General features: G+C 74.9%; 17 protein-coding genes. 7 read left to right on the top strand and 10 right to left on the bottom strand.

Going from position 1 to position 14,052, the window contains the following annotated elements:
• Positions 1-42: 42 nt before the first annotated feature.
• A complete protein-coding gene (locus tag G7075_RS02005) occupies positions 43-684 on the bottom strand; it encodes a hypothetical protein (RefSeq protein WP_166118403.1) in 642 nt (213 codons plus the stop codon).
• Between the two features lie 204 nt (positions 685-888).
• Here G7075_RS02005 and G7075_RS02000 point away from each other — a divergent pair, with 204 nt between their 5' ends.
• The 3 genes from G7075_RS02000 to G7075_RS20595 are packed head-to-tail and all read left to right on the top strand — an operon-like array spanning position 889 to position 2,872.
• A complete protein-coding gene (locus G7075_RS02000; RefSeq protein WP_240918099.1) occupies positions 889-1,488 on the top strand; it encodes a response regulator transcription factor in 600 nt (199 codons plus the stop codon).
• A complete protein-coding gene (locus tag G7075_RS20600) occupies positions 1,485-2,075 on the top strand; it encodes a hypothetical protein (RefSeq protein WP_240917818.1) in 591 nt (196 codons plus the stop codon). Before G7075_RS02000 ends, G7075_RS20600 begins: the two co-directional genes overlap by 4 nt.
• Complete coding sequence (locus G7075_RS20595) at positions 2,072-2,872, top strand: cell wall metabolism sensor histidine kinase WalK (protein ID WP_240917817.1); 801 nt, start codon at positions 2,072-2,074, stop codon at positions 2,870-2,872. Before G7075_RS20600 ends, G7075_RS20595 begins: the two co-directional genes overlap by 4 nt.
• Before the next feature lie 46 nt (positions 2,873-2,918).
• Here G7075_RS20595 and G7075_RS01990 read toward each other — a convergent pair whose 3' ends face one another.
• Both G7075_RS01990 and G7075_RS01985 read right to left on the bottom strand, forming a co-directional pair.
• Positions 2,919-3,542, bottom strand: a complete 624-nt coding sequence (locus tag G7075_RS01990; RefSeq protein ID WP_166118401.1) for a MarC family protein — start codon at positions 3,540-3,542, stop codon at positions 2,919-2,921.
• A complete protein-coding gene (locus G7075_RS01985) occupies positions 3,539-4,384 on the bottom strand; it encodes a PHP domain-containing protein (protein WP_166118399.1) in 846 nt (281 codons plus the stop codon). Before G7075_RS01985 ends, G7075_RS01990 begins: the two co-directional genes overlap by 4 nt.
• Before the next feature lie 100 nt (positions 4,385-4,484).
• Here G7075_RS01985 and G7075_RS01980 point away from each other — a divergent pair, with 100 nt between their 5' ends.
• Both G7075_RS01980 and G7075_RS01975 read left to right on the top strand, forming a co-directional pair.
• A complete protein-coding gene (locus G7075_RS01980; RefSeq protein ID WP_240917816.1) occupies positions 4,485-4,919 on the top strand; it encodes a SigE family RNA polymerase sigma factor in 435 nt (144 codons plus the stop codon).
• 67 nt (positions 4,920-4,986) lie between these two features.
• Positions 4,987-6,087 carry a hypothetical protein gene (locus tag G7075_RS01975; RefSeq protein WP_166118397.1) on the top strand — a complete coding sequence of 367 codons (1,101 nt, stop codon included), beginning with the start codon at positions 4,987-4,989 and terminating at the stop codon, positions 6,085-6,087.
• Positions 6,088-6,093: 6 nt separating this feature from the next.
• On the opposite strand, the gene G7075_RS01970 is transcribed toward G7075_RS01975, so the two are convergent.
• A complete protein-coding gene (locus G7075_RS01970; RefSeq protein ID WP_166118394.1) occupies positions 6,094-6,633 on the bottom strand; it encodes a MaoC family dehydratase in 540 nt (179 codons plus the stop codon).
• Positions 6,634-6,797: 164 nt separating this feature from the next.
• Positions 6,798-7,709, bottom strand: coding sequence for a hypothetical protein (locus G7075_RS01965; RefSeq protein ID WP_166118391.1), 912 nt, complete (start codon positions 7,707-7,709; stop codon positions 6,798-6,800).
• A 149-nt stretch (positions 7,710-7,858) separates the two neighbouring features.
• Between G7075_RS01965 and glpK the strand changes: the two genes are divergently transcribed.
• Positions 7,859-9,373, top strand: coding sequence for a glycerol kinase GlpK (glpK, locus tag G7075_RS01960; RefSeq protein WP_166118388.1), 1,515 nt, complete (start codon positions 7,859-7,861; stop codon positions 9,371-9,373).
• Between the two features lie 7 nt (positions 9,374-9,380).
• On the opposite strand, the gene G7075_RS01955 is transcribed toward glpK, so the two are convergent.
• Genes G7075_RS01955 through G7075_RS01940 form a run of 4 tightly spaced genes read right to left on the bottom strand, consistent with a single transcriptional unit; the run spans position 9,381 to position 11,816 of the window.
• A complete protein-coding gene (locus G7075_RS01955; RefSeq protein ID WP_166118385.1) occupies positions 9,381-9,581 on the bottom strand; it encodes a hypothetical protein in 201 nt (66 codons plus the stop codon).
• The gene (locus G7075_RS01950) at positions 9,566-10,213 is read right to left on the bottom strand and encodes a serine hydrolase (RefSeq protein WP_166118382.1); all 648 of its coding nucleotides are present in this window, start codon (positions 10,211-10,213) and stop codon (positions 9,566-9,568) included. The genes G7075_RS01955 and G7075_RS01950 overlap by 16 nt, the downstream gene beginning before the upstream one ends.
• Before the next feature lie 59 nt (positions 10,214-10,272).
• Positions 10,273-11,319 carry a DUF2332 domain-containing protein gene (locus G7075_RS01945; RefSeq protein ID WP_240917815.1) on the bottom strand — a complete coding sequence of 349 codons (1,047 nt, stop codon included), beginning with the start codon at positions 11,317-11,319 and terminating at the stop codon, positions 10,273-10,275.
• Complete coding sequence (locus G7075_RS01940) at positions 11,316-11,816, bottom strand: hypothetical protein (protein ID WP_166118379.1); 501 nt, start codon at positions 11,814-11,816, stop codon at positions 11,316-11,318. Before G7075_RS01940 ends, G7075_RS01945 begins: the two co-directional genes overlap by 4 nt.
• A 92-nt stretch (positions 11,817-11,908) precedes the next feature.
• Here G7075_RS01940 and G7075_RS01935 point away from each other — a divergent pair, with 92 nt between their 5' ends.
• Positions 11,909-13,399 (top strand): aminopeptidase P family protein, encoded by a 1,491-nt coding sequence (locus G7075_RS01935; protein ID WP_166124171.1) that lies wholly within the window; start codon positions 11,909-11,911, stop codon positions 13,397-13,399.
• Here the strand turns inward: G7075_RS01935 and G7075_RS01930 are convergent.
• Positions 13,377-14,051 carry a hypothetical protein gene (locus tag G7075_RS01930; protein ID WP_166118376.1) on the bottom strand — a complete coding sequence of 225 codons (675 nt, stop codon included), beginning with the start codon at positions 14,049-14,051 and terminating at the stop codon, positions 13,377-13,379. The genes G7075_RS01935 and G7075_RS01930 overlap by 23 nt on opposite strands.
• Between the last annotated feature and the right edge of the window lies 1 nt (position 14,052).

Here is a 14,052-nt window from a genome sequence, read left to right as displayed (position 1 = left end):
GCCGGCCCGGCGTCGCTCGCGCGTCCGCCGGGCCGGGTCCGCTCAGCTGCCCGAGGGCGTGGCCGACGGGGCGCCCGACGGGCCTCCGCTCGGCGCGCCCGAGGGGACCGGCGCCGGGGCGGCCGGGGCCTGCCCCGTGCCACCACCCGCCGGGCCACCGGCCGGGCCACCGGCGCGTCCACTGCCGGGTCCACCGGACGGGGCGCACGGCTGGGCCCCCGCGGTGTCACCCCCGGTCGGGGCCGGTGGCGCGGCCGGCGCACCGCCCTCGGTCGGCGCCGGCGGGGTGGCCTTCTGTGCACCGGCCGGCGGCGCGGGCGGCGCCGGCGGCGCGGGCTGCGCGCACCCGCAGTCGGGCGTCGTGGCGCCGTCCTGCGACCCACCCGAGGGCGCCGCACTCGGCGTCGAACCCGACGTGGACCCGTCCGTCGGCGCCGACACCGACGCGGTGGGCTGCGGGGTGGACGGGCCGTCGGCGTAGGCGGCGCCCATCCACATCCCCCCGCCGAGGAGGGCGAGGGCGGCCACCCCGGCGGCGACGGTGAGGCGGGAGCGAGTGCGGCGCGGGGGCGCCTCGGCCGCCGAGGCCGCCGGAACCGTCGGGGCCGCGGGCAGGCCGGCCAGCTCGTGGGTGTCCCACCGCGGGTCGCGGTCGGGCTGGTTGCGGTACTGGTCGTCGTCCACGGGGACTCCTCGGGCTCGGGCCCACCCGGTGGCGGGCTGTCGACATCGAGCCTGCGGAGGCATCCTCAAGCGGACCTCAATCCGGCGACCGCCCCGCGCATCTTGAGGAAACGTTGAGGTCAGGGCCCCAGACTGGCCGGGTGAGCGCGCCCCGGATCCTCCTCGTCGAGGACGACGAGTCCATCCGCGAGGCGGTGGGCGCGCCTGCGCGCCGAGGGCTCCGCCGTCTCGGCGCACCCCGACGGCACCGGGCTCGAGGACGCGCTCGAGGCCTTCCGGCCCGACCTCGTCGTCCTCGACTGGATGCTCCCCGGCCGCGACGGACCGGCCCTGGCCCGGGTCGTCCAGGGCTTCGGCGACGTCGGCGTCGTCCTCCTCACGGCGCGCGGGGAGGTCGGCGCCCGGCTGCGTGGCTTCGAGGCCGGGGTCGACGACTACGTCACCAAGCCGTTCGACATGGCCGAGCTGCTGGCCCGGCTGCGGGCGCTGCTGCGGCGGCTCGGCCGGGTGTCGACCACCATCCAGGTCGCCGACCTCGTCGTCGACGCGGGCGCCGGCGTGGTGACCCGGGCCGGGCAGCGCGTCGATCTCACGGCCACCGAGCTGCGGCTGCTCGGGTTCCTCGTCGAGAACCGCGGCCGGACGATGTCGACGACGCAGATCCTCACGCAGGTGTGGGGGTACGAGGACGTCGCCGAGAACCTCGTCCAGGTCCACGTCAGCGCCCTGCGCCGCAAGCTCGAGGCCCACGGTGACCGCCTGCTGCACACCGTGCGCGGCATCGGCTACGTGGTCCGCGCGTGAGCGCCTCCCCCGACGTCCGCCTGCGCACCGGCTCGCTGCGCCGCCGCCTCGTCGTCTCGGTCATGGCGCTGCTCGTCGTCCTCCTCGCGGTGCTCTCGGTGACGGTGGACGCGGTCCTGCGCTCGCGCACCGAGGGCCAGCTCGAGCAGCGCCTGCTCGACCGGCTCGCCGTGGCCCGCGCCCTCGAGGACCAGGTGCCGGCCAGGGACCTCGTCGAGCGACTCGGTGGCGAGGGCGTCTCGGTCGTGCTCGTCACCTCGGACGGGACGCGGCTCACCGCCGGTCCGGGTGTCGAGGGCGCCCCCGACGCTCAGCCCACGAGCGACCCGTCGCCCGCGCCCGGCGGCCCCGGGAAGCCGGCACCACCAGCCGCCCGCGACACCGTGATCCAGCAGGGCGACGTCTTCTCCATCGACCGGCAGCTCGGGTCCTCCCGGCTCGTGCTGGCCACCGACGCCGGCGGCCTGCGCCAGACCCTCGCGCAGGTGCGCGTCGTCCTCGCCGTGAGCAGCCTCGGGGTGCTCGCCGTCGCCGCGTTCCTCGTCGGCGCCGTGACCCGGCGACTGCTGCGGCCCTCGACACGATGACGGCGACCGCCCGCGACATCACGGCCGGCGACCGGGGCCGCCGACTCCGGCCCGACCGCCCGGACAGCGAGCTGGGGCGCACCGCCACCGCCTTCGACGAGATGCTCGACGCCGTCGAGGGCGCCGAGTCCCGGGCGCAGGCGGCCGAGGTCCGGGTGCGCGACTTCGTGCTGGAGGCCGCCCACGAGCTGCGCACCCCGCTGACCGGGGTACAGGCCGCGGCCGAGGCCCTGCTCGTCGGCGAGCACGACCGGGCCCAGCGCGAGCGCCTCACGGTCGGGGTGGTGCGAGAGGCCCGGCGTGCCTCGCGCCTCGCCGAGGACCTCCTCCTCATGGCCGGCATCGACCGCGGGCTCGAGCTGCGGACCTGCCCGACCGACCTCGGCCGCCTCGCCGCGACCGTCGCCGAGGACGCCGCCCGCCTCCCCGGGGCCCGAATGGAGGTGCGACCGGTGGGGGCGAGCGCCCCGCTGGACGCCGACCCCGACCGGGTGACCCAGGTCCTGCGCAACCTCGTCGACAACGCGCGCCGGGCCGCGGGTCCGGAGGGGGTCGTGCGCGTCGAGGTCGGCCCCGGCGCGCGGGTCGTGGTCCGCGACGACGGCCCGGGCATCCCGCCCGAGGACCGCGAGCGAATCTTCGAGCGGATGGTGCGCCTCGACGACGCCCGCTCCCGCGACCTCGGCGGGTCGGGGCTCGGGCTGCCGATCGCCCGGGGCCTGGCCCGCGCGCACGGCGGCGAGCTGCGGCTGCTCGACGACCACCCGGGCGCGGCGTTCGAGCTGACCCTGCCCTGAGCCTCGGCGCCCGCGCGACCGCCGCGTCAGTCCGCGAGCGCCCGCGTCAGCCCGTGGCGCCGGCGCCGCGCACGAAGGCGGTCACGGCGTCGGCGACCATCTGCACGGCGATGGCCGAGAGCAGCAGCCCGGCGATGCGCGTGAGCAGCACGATGCCGCTGTCCTTGAGCACGCGGGCGAGCGGGAGCGCGAACCGGAAGACGAGGAAGACGAGGAACAGCGCGGCGACGAGGGCCGCAGCGACGGCGACCACCCCGCCCGTGCCGTCGGCGTCCTGGACGGCGAGCATCGTCGCGACGATGGCGCCCGGGCCGGCGAGCAGCGGGGTGCCGAGCGGGACGAGGGCCACGTTGACCCCGGCGTCGGCGTGCTGCTCGGACTCGGCCCCGGTGAGCAGCTGGAGCGCGACGATGAGCAGCAGCAGCCCTCCGGAGGCCTGGAGCGCCGGCAACGAGATGTGCAGGTAGTCGAGGATGCGCTGGCCGAAGACGGCGAACGAGGCGATGACCCCGAGGGCGACGAGGCTGGCCCGCCGGGCCGCGGCCACCTTCTGCTTCTGGGTCAGCGGGCCGGTGAGCGCGAGGAAGATCGGGATGGCGCCGGGTGGGTCGAGGATGACGACGAGGGTGACGAACGTCGTCGTGAAGACCGAGAGGTCGAACACGCTCACGACCGCACCACGTCCGTGCCGGTGCCCTCGGCCTCGATGCGCTCGAGCACCTCGGGGTCGGTCGTGTTCTCGCCGAGCCGGTTCCGCTTCCCCGTGCCGTGGTAGTCGCTCGAGCCCGTGACGAACAGCCCGAGCTGTGCGGCGAGGTCGGTGAGGTGGCGGACGTCGGCCTCCTCGTGGTCGCGGTGGCGCACCTCGAGGCCACCGAGCCCGGCGGCCGCGAGCTCCTCGATGAGCACGTCGCCGACCGTGCCGGTGCGCGTGCGCGAGGACGGGTGCGCGACGACGGGCACTCCCCCGGCGGCCCGCACCACCCGGACGGCCCGGACGGGGTCCGGCGCGTAGTGCGACACGTAGTAGGGGCTGTCGTCGGAGAGCCACCGGGTGAAGGCCTCGTCGCGGTGGTCGACGACTCCGGCCCGCACGAGCGCGTCGGCGATGTGCGGCCGGCCGGGCGTGGCCCCCGGCTCGACCTCGGCGCGCACCGCCTCGATGCTGACGGGCACGCCGGCAGCGGCCATCTTCCCCACCATCCGGTCGAGGCGCGAGTCGCGGCTCTCCCGGGCCCGCTCGAGCTCGGCGACGAGCTCGGGGTGGGTCGGGTCGGGCAGGTAGGCCAGCAGGTGGAGCGACCCGCGGCCCCTCCCGCAGGAGACCTCGATGCCGGGGACGAGCGCGAGGTCGGTGTGGCGCGCGGCCTCCGAGGCCTCGGCCCAGCCGAGCGTCGTGTCGTGGTCGGTGAGCGCCACGACCCGCAGGCCCGCCGCGACCGCCGAGGCCACGAGCGCCGCCGGCGCCTCCGTGCCGTCGCTGGCGTTCGAGTGGGTGTGCAGGTCGATCACCCGGGTGATGCTATCGGCGCGCGGACCGGCCGTTCCGCCGAGGCAACCTTTCGCCGCGGACCACCGTAGGAGAGGGTGTGAGACACCACGAGGAGGGGCGATGACCACACGGTTCGGGGCCGAGCGCGACGCCGCGTTCACGGCCTTCGTCGAGCAGGCGTCGCCGTCGCTGTTGCGCACGGCCTGGCTGCTCACCGGGAACCACCACGCCGCGCACGAGCTGGTCCAGGCCGCGCTCGTCAAGACCTACGTGGCCTGGCCGCGGGTGCGTCCGGAGGGGGCGCTCGCGTACGCCCGCAAGGTGCTCGTCAACGAGCGCACCGACACCTGGCGGCGACGGCGCGGGGAGGTGGTCGTCGAGGCGGTGCCCGAGCGGGCCGCTCCCGAGCCGTCGACCAGCGAGGACCGCGACCTCGTCGTGCGGCTCCTCGCCGGCCTGCCCGACCAGCAGCGGCGCGTCGTCGTCCTGCGCTACTACACCGACCTCCCGAGCAGGCCGTCGCCGACCTGCTCGACATCTCGCTCGGGTCCGTGAAGTCCGCCGCCTCGCGCGGCCTCGCCGCCCTGCGCACCCAGCTCGCCACCACCGACGGAGGCCTCCGATGAGCCACGACCTGTTCGAGGACCGGCTGCGCACCGAGCTGCGCGGCGCCACCGAGGCCGAGGCCCCCGCCTTCCTCGACATCGACCCCGCCGCCGTGCTCGGCACCGGCCGACGCATCGTGCGCCGTCGCCGGATGGCGGCTGTCGGCGGGACCCTGGCCGCCGTGACCGTCCTCGGCGTGGGGTCGTGGGCCGTGCTCGACGGGTCGTCGGACCGTGCGCTCCAGGAGGTCCCGGCAGGGCCGTCGGCGACGATGACGACCGGCACGGCCACGGCCGACCTCGAGACCAGCACGCTCGAGGCCGACGGCAACGGCACCAGTACGCTCCCCGGCGAGAGGATCCGGGTCACGATCGACCGGGCCACCGGGGTCCTCAAGTGGTCGACGCTGCGCGACGGCACGCCGCGGCTGATCGAGGAGGGGCGGGTGCCATCCGTCCAGCGCGGCGTCGTCTGGAGGAGCCTGTCTTCCATGAAGCTCCTGCTCGGCGTCGTGCCCGGGGACGCCGAACAGTTCCAGCTCGTGACGCCGACGTACGACGAGGGCGGGCACGCGTCGACCACCGCGACGGAGGCGCTGCCAGGGACGGGCCTCAAGGCGATCGCGGTGAGCTTCGCCGAGGTCGGCGACGCCGAGGCGGTCAGCCACGTCCTGTGGTGGGACGGGGGCCTCTCCGTCCAAGACGAGGACGGGTCCACCGTGCCGTCGGTCGCGCTTGGCGACCCGGACGGGACCGTCGTCTACGTGTCCGAGGAGCTTGACCGGATGGGGACCTTCTCCGACAGCGACGGCACGACGATGATGGAGATCGACGGCTCGAGGAACAGCAGCGGGCGTCCGGTCCTGTCCACCGGTCGCGGTGACGGCGACACCGTCTCGTGGCTCTTCGCAGCAGTCGTGCCCGCCGACGCCGAGCCCGGCACGCTCACCCCCGGGCAGGGTGCGACGGTGACGACGCCGCTGACCAAGGTGCCGGTGCCCGGCACCGACCTCGCGGTCCTGTGGTCGCGGCAGTCCTCGCCGAAGGACGCGAAGGGCTCGGGCTACGCCTCGGTCACCTGGACCGAGGACGGCCGCACGGTGACGCAGACGCCTTGACGGGAGTCAGCCCTCGCTCGACGCCGGTCCCGGCCAGTTCCGGTCCGGCTGCGGCACGGGGCGGCCGGGCTGCTCGCCGCCACGCGCCTCGAGATAGCTCTCCCTGGGCACCATGACCTTGCGACGGAAGATGCAGACGACCGTGCCGTCCTGGTTGTAGCCGATCGTCTCGACGTACACGACCCCGCGGTCGTCCTTGCTCGTGCTCCCCCACTTGTCGAGCACCGTGGTCTCGCCGTAGAGGGTGTCGCCGTGGAAGGTCGGGGCGACGTGGCGCAGGCTCTCGATCTCGAGGTTGGCGATGGCCTTGCCGCTGACGTCGGGTACGGACATCCCGAGGAGGATCGAGTAGACGTAGTTGCCGACGACGACGTTCTTCCCGAACTGCGTCGTCTCCGCGGCGTAGTGGCTGTCGAGGTGGAGCGGGTGGTGGTTCATCGTCAGCAGGCAGAACAGGTGGTCGTCGTACTCGGTGACCGTCTTGCCCGGCCAGTGCTTGTACGTCGCGCCGACCTCGAACTCCTCGTAGCTGCGCCCGAACTGCACGTCACGTCTCCTTCGCTCGTGGGGTCCGGCCATCCTCCCGTGCCGACCCGCGGAGGAGAACGCCGGGCGGGCGTGCCCTTCCCCACACCCCCTGAGGAGATCCACACCAGGGTTCCTGCGGGATGTCGCGGAAACTCCGTGGTCATGCGGCAGGATCCCCGGCGTCACGCGGCGGCGAGCGCCCGCCGGAGCAACCGGCAGAGGCGGACCGGGTCGTCGAGGTCGGCCCAGGTGACCCGGACGACGACGTAGCCGAGCGACCTCAGCTCGTCCTCGCGACGCTTCTCGGCGACGAGGGCAGCGCGGCCGTCGGCCCCGCCGTACTTGAGCGCCCCGTCGAACTCGACCACGACCCGGCCGCCGACGAGCAGGTCGACCCGGGCCACGAAACGACCGGCCTCGTCACGGATCGTCACCTGGCTCTCCGGCGTGAGGCCCAGGTCGTGGAGCACGAGTCGGGTCAGCGTCTCTCCCGGAGACTCCGACGCCCCGTCGGCCACCCTCAGCAGGGTCTCGGCTCGTCGCCGGGAGCCCGGGCCGGTCACCCGCAGGTCGAGGGCGGCCGCGACCTCCTCGAGTCCGAGCGCCCTCCGCGCCAGCGCAGCATCGAGCGCCACGAGTCCGGAACGGAGCCCGGCCCGCAGCGTGACCTGGGCGATCGCGACGGCTGCGGGAACGACCCGGTAGCCATCGGCGACGACACAGGGCTCCGGGCCGCGAGGCGAGACGCGAACCGTGCCGTGCAGGCGGGTGCGCGTCACGGCCGACTCGAGGTCGACGACGGACGGCACCGGCGTCAGGAGAGGCAGGCCGTGCAGCGCCACAGCGGCCTCGTGCCCGACCACCGCTTCGTCGTCGCGACTGGCGAGGACCGCGCGGGCCCGCAGGGCGAGCCGCTCCTCGGGGCCGGCTATCCGCCACACCTCACCCAGGACGTAGGTGTCGCGCCGCAGCCGGACGAGGGTGCCGGTGCGTCGAGCGGCGACGAGCCCGTGCTCGTCGACTCCCACCGACGCCGCGAGGGCAGCGGTCACCACACCACGTCGGGCCCGGCCCACGGTGAGCAGTCGCTGCATCGGGCCAGCGTGCCCGGAGCCGCGCGGGAGCCGTCCGGGTTCTCCACAGGTCCTGCGCCTGCCGCCGGGGTTCCTGCTGGATGGCGCAGCAGCTGCCCGGCCATCCGGCAACAACCCCGGCGGCCAGAGAGCGGCCCTAGGCTCGGGGCATGGCGGACTTCATCGGCGCGGTCGACCAGGGCACGACGAGCACCCGGTTCATGGTGTTCGACCACGACGGGCGGGAGGTGGCCCGCCACCAGCTCGAGCACGAGCAGCTGCTCCCCCGCGCCGGCTGGGTCGAGCACAACCCGCTCGAGATCTGGGACCGCACCAAGACCGTCATCGGCTCGGCCCTCACCGGCGCCGGCCTCGCCTCCTCCGACCTCGCCGCCATCGGCATCACCAACCAGCGCGAGACGGCGATCGTCTGGGACCGGCGCACCGGCCGCCCGCTGCACAACGCCATCGTCTGGCAGGACACCCGCACCGCCGCCATCGCCCGGGCGCTCGACGCCGACGGCCGGGGCGACGTCATCCGGCGGAAGGCCGGCCTGCCCCCGGCCACGTACTTCAGCGCCGGCAAGGTCCAGTGGATGCTCGAGAACGTCGACGGCCTGCGCGACGCCGCAGAGCGCGGGGACGCCCTCTTCGGCACCCCCGACACCTGGGTGGTCTGGAACCTCACGGGCGGCCCGGACGGCGGGCTGCACGTCACCGACGTGACGAACGCCAGCCGGACGATGCTCATGGACCTCACGACGCTCGACTGGGACGACGAGCTGCTCGGCTTCTTCGGGATCCCCCGCGCCATGCTGCCGACCATCTCCCCGAGCAGCCATGCCGAGGCCTACGGCAGCACCGCCGGCGACCGCGGCACCGCGCGGGTGCCGATCACCGGCGTGCTCGGCGACCAGCAGGCAGCCACGGTGGGGCAGGTCTGCTTCGAGCCCGGCGAGGCCAAGAACACCTACGGCACAGGCAACTTCCTCCTCCTCAACACCGGCGAGGAGCTCGTGCGCAGCAAGAACGGGCTGCTGACCACGGTCGCCTACCAGCTCGGCGACGCCAAGCCCGTGTACGCGCTCGAGGGCTCGATCGCCGTCACCGGCAGCGCCGTGCAGTGGCTGCGCGACCAGCTGGGCATCATCAGCGGCGCGAGCGAGGTCGAGCGGCTCGCCGCCCAGGTCGAGGACACCGGCGGGGTCTACTTCGTCCCCGCGTTCAGCGGCCTCTTCGCCCCGTACTGGCGCAGCGACGCCCGTGGCGCCATCGTCGGCCTCTCGCGCTTCAACACCAATGCCCACCTGGCCCGGGCCACGCTCGAGGCCATCTGCTACCAGTCGCGCGACGTCGCCGAGGCGATGGAGGCCGACTCCGGCGTCGAGCTGACCTGCCTCAAGGTCGACGGTGGGGTCACCGCGAACCGCCTCTGCATGCAGCTGCAGGCCGACATCCTGGGCGTCCCGGTCTCCCGTCCCGTCGTCGCCGAGACCACCGCCCTCGGCGCGGCGTACGCGGCCGGCCTGGCCGTCGGCTTCTGGGCCGACACCGACGAGCTGCGGGCCAACTGGGCCGAGGACGAGCGGTGGGAGCCGACGTGGTCCGAGGACCAGCGCCGCGACGGGTACGCCGGCTGGAAGAAGGCCGTCGAGCGGACCCTCGACTGGGCCGAGGACGACTGAGGCGCCGTCAGCGCAGCGGCTGGTCGAGGGCGTCGAACACGATGCGGCACAACCGGTTCACCGTCGTCTGCCCGTACGCGTACCCGTCGTGCGAACGCGACATGAAGGCCGTCTGGTAGCTGCGCCCGGCGCCGGACACGTACCCGACGCCGTTGAGCCGGTAGCCGTCCGATCGCGGCCCCCAGCCGTTCTTCAGCTCGACCCGCACCGACGACGGCAACCCGTCGCCCAGCCCCACGTCTGGCTCGGGGTCACCGAGGCCATGAGGCCGCGCGCGTAGGCCCGCCGGCCCGAGGACAGGTACGTGCCGAGGACGAGGTGGTTCATCAGCTGCACGAGGTCGCGTGGCGAGGACGTCGAATGGCCCCACCACGTCGGCGCCCGGAACACGGTGCTGCCGTGGACGGTCGTGTCGCGCATGCCGAGCTGGTCGGCGACGATGCGCAGCCGGCGCAGGGTGGCCTGGGTGACGAGGGCGTCCGTCGCGTCGTTGTCCGAGCTGCGGATCATCCGGGAGGCCAGCGACTTCTGCGTGCTCGTGAGGTCCTGGCCCCGGTCCTGCATGATCTTGAGCGTCGTGACGAGCACGAGGACCTTGATCGCGCTGTGCGTGTGCCGGTCCGACGGTGGGCGCCAGGCGAAGTAGCCACCGGTACGGTTGTCGCGCACCATGAGTCCCGCGTTGCCGGCCCGCGTGGCCATGTACGCGTCGAGGGCCCGGGTCAGCTGCGCCCTCGTGTCCACACCCGCCGCCTGCACCGGTCCGGCCGCGAGCCCGAGGCCCAGCGCCGTCCCGAGCGTCCCCACGACGACCTCGCGCCGTCCTGCCACCGACCCCATGCCCGCTCCTCCCGCCGTGGTGCGCGATCGTCCCACGACCGGCCGTCCGGCACCACCCGTCAGGCGCTCCGGAGCTCGAGCGGCGGGCCGTGGTGCCCGCAGCCGCCGATGACCTCGCCGTCGAGCTCGACGACGGGCAGGCGCCCCGGTGAGGTGTCCGGCCGCAGGCCGTCGGGCGTCCACGGGTTCTCCAGGGCCACGTGGGCCACCGGGATGCGCGGGCGCGCGCGCTCGACCGCCGCCTCGAGGGCCCGCGACTCCTCGAGCGGCCAGTAGAGCCGGGTGACGGAGTGCCACACGACGGTGAGCACACCCTCGTCGACCGGCTCCGTCAGCTGGTCGGCGACCCACTCCGCGACACGCGCCCGGTCCAGCCGCACGGGGGTGCCGGCCAGGGTCGCGAGGGCGCCGTCGAGGCGGGCGTGCCGCTCGGTCATCCACGGCCAGACGAAGGAGCGCAGGTACAGGGCCCCCTCCTCGGTGGAGGCGTCGACCGGAGCGACGTCGCACCCCCGACGCTCGACGACGGTGAACTCCTCGGGCTCCAAACCCGTTGCACCGCAACCCGACACGACGAGTGACGCGTCCGCGGGTCCGTGCGCCCAGCCGTCGCCGACGAAGCGGTACCGGTCGACGAGGAGGCCGAGCCCGGCGGACGCCCCGGGCTCGAGCAGCCGGACCCGCCGCAGCCCGCTGCGGCGCACGGCCTCGGACACCCCGGCGAGGAGCGCGAGGGTGCGGGCCGGCTCGTTGGTCTGGGGGGCCTCGTCGAGCGAGGCGCGCAGCTCCTCGACGTGGGCGGCGAGCACGGGCCGGACGGCGGCCCAGGCATCGGCCGGGTCCTCGTCGCCGCCGAGGCACGGGTAGTACGGGACGAGCTGCGGCGCCTCGCCGCGCAGGACGACCCGGAACAGGCCGGCGAGCAGCCGCAGCTGCGGGAACTGCCGCGCTTCGGCGTCCTCCCACCCGGCGAACAGCTCGCGGGTGACCCCGCCCGCGTCCCAGTCGTCGGCCATCTCGGCGAGCAGCACGCCGTAGAGGTGGCCGCGGTGCGCGAAGTGCTCGCGGAGCCGGTCGGCGAGCGTCGGCCCCGCGTCGGGCGTCACCGGAGGTGGCCGCCGACGACACCCGGGAGGAGGTCGAGGAGGCTCCGCGTCGGGGTCGGGGTCGGGGTGGTGGGCGCCGTCGTGGGCGGCGTCGCCGTGGGGCTCGGCGAGGCCCTGGGGGTGGCCGACGGCGTGGCGCTCGGGGTGGGCGAGGCCGAGCGGGCGGCGCTCGGCGACGCGGAGGGCGAGACCGACGGGCTCGGGGTGGACGACGGCCGGCCGGCACCGCCTGCCGGGGCCCTGGTCGGGCTGGGCGGCGCGGTGCGGGTGAAGGAGCGGGAGGCCTTGTTCAGGCCGTCACCGCGCGTGGACGTGGCCGTCGGCACCGCGTCGGTCGTGGTCGGCGTCGACGAGTCGTCGGGGGCCGTCGAGGCCCGCGGCACCACCTGGCTCCCGTCGACGAGGGTGGTCGCGAAACCTCCCGCGGCGAGGACCGCCGCGACTCCCGCGACGGCCCCGAGGGGCGCCCGCCGGCGTCGCGCGCTGTGCCTGCCCATCCGGCCAGTGTCGCAACGGCCGCCTGCCGCCCGCAAACCCGCAGGACAGGGACGTGGCCGACCCCACCCCCGGCCGTGGCAGCATGGGCCGGATGAGCGAGGAGCAGAAGCAGGCCGACAACCGCGCCCGGGCGACCACCGACGAGCTGCGGGCGTTCATCCGCGAGGACTGGGCGCCGCGCCGCCCCACGGCCGAGGCCGAGGCTCCCGCGGCCGCCTACGCCGCCGCCCGGCGGGCCGTGCTCAGCGCCGCCTACCCGAAGCAGCGGGTCGTCGTCCCCGCCGGCGGCCTGAAGGTCCGCAGCAACGACACCGACTACGTCTTCCGCCCGCACACCGCGTTCGCCTACCTCACCGGCCTCGGGGCCGACCGCGAGCCGGACGCCGTGCTCGTCCTCGAGCCGCTCGACGAGGGCGGCCACGAGGCCGTCCTCTACTTCCGGCCGCTCGCCGAGCGCGACAGCGACGAGTTCTTCGCCGACGCCCGGTACGGCGAGTTCTGGGTCGGGGCCCGCCCGAGCATCGAGGACGTCGAGCTCGAGCTCGGCCTCACCGCCCGCCACGTCGACGGCCTCGTCGACGCCGTCGCCAAGGACGCCGGCGAGGTCACGGTCCGGGTGGTCCGCGACGCCGACACCGAGCTCACTGCCCGCCTCGACGCGGCCCGCGTGGCCAACGGCGCCGCCGAGGAGGGTCTCCAGGAGTCCGACGACGCCCTGGCCCACGAGATCTCGCTGCTGCGCCTGTGCAAGGACGAGCACGAGGTCGAGCAGATGCGCCAGGCGGTCGCGGCGACGGCCGAGGGCTTCGAGGCGATGATCGCCGCGCTTCCCGACGCGGTCGGGAACGGTCGGGGCGAGCGCTGGCTCGAGGGGACCTTCGGGCTCACCGCGCGGCACCGGGGCAACGGCGTCGGCTACGACTCCATCTGCGCCGCGGGCGACCACGCGAACACGCTGCACTGGATCAAGAACACCGGCGAGGTCCGTGAGGGCGAGCTGGTCCTCATCGACGCCGGGGTCGAGGTCGACAGCCTCTACACCGCCGACATCACCCGCACCCTCCCCGTCGACGGCACCTTCACCGACGCCCAGCGCGAGATCTACGACGCCGTGTACGCGGCGCAGGAGGCGGGCATCGCGGCGGTGCGCCCGGGGGCCAGGTTCTCCGACGTGCACGCGGCGGCCATCCGGGTCATCGCCGAGCACCTGCACGCGTGGGGGCTCCTCCCCGAGGGGGTCTCGGTCGAGGACACCCTCGACAAGGAGCACGGGCAGTACCACCGCCGGTGGATGGTGCACGGCACGTCGCACCACCTCGGCCTCGACGTCCACGACTGCGCCCTCGCGACCCGCGAGGAGTACATGGACGCCGAGCTCAAGCCGGGGATGGTGCTCACCGTCGAGCCGGGCCTGTACTTCAAGGCCGACGACCTCAAGGCCCCGGAACGCTTCCGCGGCACCGGGGTCCGCATCGAGGACGACGTGCTGGTCACCGAGGACGGCTGCGAGAACCTCTCGGCCGCGATGCCCCGCAGCGCCGACGACGTCGAGGCGTGGGTCAGGCGCGTGCAGGGCCGTTGAGGCGGTCGCCGGCCCAGGTCAGGTCGTCGGTCACCGCGACGTCGTAGGTCTCGAGGTCCGGTTCGGCGCGCAGGGCGTCGGCGACCCCGTCGGCGCACGCCACCAGGGTGAAGTCCCAGTCGATCTCGGTCGCCACGCACCACGAGCGATCGGCCGGCCAGACGAGGTTCGCGCTCTGGTGCCACGGGGTGTCGAGGCCGGGCCAGTCGGTGACTGCGGCGCGGGGGCCGGCGAAGAGCGCGTAGCAGCGTCCGTGACCGGGCAGCAGCGGCGTCGCCGGGTCGACGCCGCCGAAGCCGTCCCACACCGCGTGCACGACCTCCCCGTCGGCCGGGCAGTGCCGCAGCACCGCCTCGAGCGTCTCCGCCGGGATGCTCCCCTCCTCGGGGTCGATGTCGCTCGACCGGCCGTCGACCGCGTGGTCGGCGATGGACCGCCACTGGACGAGCGGGTGCATCGTGCGACCGGTGCGAGCCGCGACGGACGCCCACGTGGCTCCGCCCTCCCCGACGGGGTGCAGCACGCGCACCACCCGGGCGAAGCCCGTGGGCACGACCGACCCTGCCGTCCCCCACGCGTCGGGTCGACGGTCGAGCCGCTGCACGAGCCACTCGCCGACCGAGACGTCGGCCAGCCGGCGGAGGTCGGCCACG

Source organism: Phycicoccus sp. HDW14 (assembly GCF_011383005.1).
GTDB lineage: Bacteria > Actinomycetota > Actinomycetes > Actinomycetales > Dermatophilaceae > Phycicoccus.
This window is presented reverse-complemented; position numbering and strand designations above follow the sequence as displayed.

Excerpts from the sequence above, each read along its gene's own strand:
- G7075_RS20595 (WP_240917817.1), top strand. The coding sequence starts at position 2,072 with ATGACGGCGACCGCCCGCGACATCACGGCCGGCGACCGGGGCCGCCGA.
- G7075_RS01980 (WP_240917816.1), top strand. The coding sequence starts at position 4,485 with ATGACCACACGGTTCGGGGCCGAGCGCGACGCCGCGTTCACGGCCTTC.
- G7075_RS01975 (WP_166118397.1), top strand. The coding sequence starts at position 4,987 with ATGAGCCACGACCTGTTCGAGGACCGGCTGCGCACCGAGCTGCGCGGC.
- G7075_RS01965 (WP_166118391.1), bottom strand. The coding sequence starts at position 7,709 with ATGCAGCGACTGCTCACCGTGGGCCGGGCCCGACGTGGTGTGGTGACC.
- glpK (WP_166118388.1), top strand. The coding sequence starts at position 7,859 with ATGGCGGACTTCATCGGCGCGGTCGACCAGGGCACGACGAGCACCCGG.
- G7075_RS01950 (WP_166118382.1), bottom strand. The coding sequence starts at position 10,213 with ATGGGGTCGGTGGCAGGACGGCGCGAGGTCGTCGTGGGGACGCTCGGG.
- G7075_RS01940 (WP_166118379.1), bottom strand. The coding sequence starts at position 11,816 with ATGGGCAGGCACAGCGCGCGACGCCGGCGGGCGCCCCTCGGGGCCGTC.
- G7075_RS01935 (WP_166124171.1), top strand. The coding sequence starts at position 11,909 with ATGAGCGAGGAGCAGAAGCAGGCCGACAACCGCGCCCGGGCGACCACC.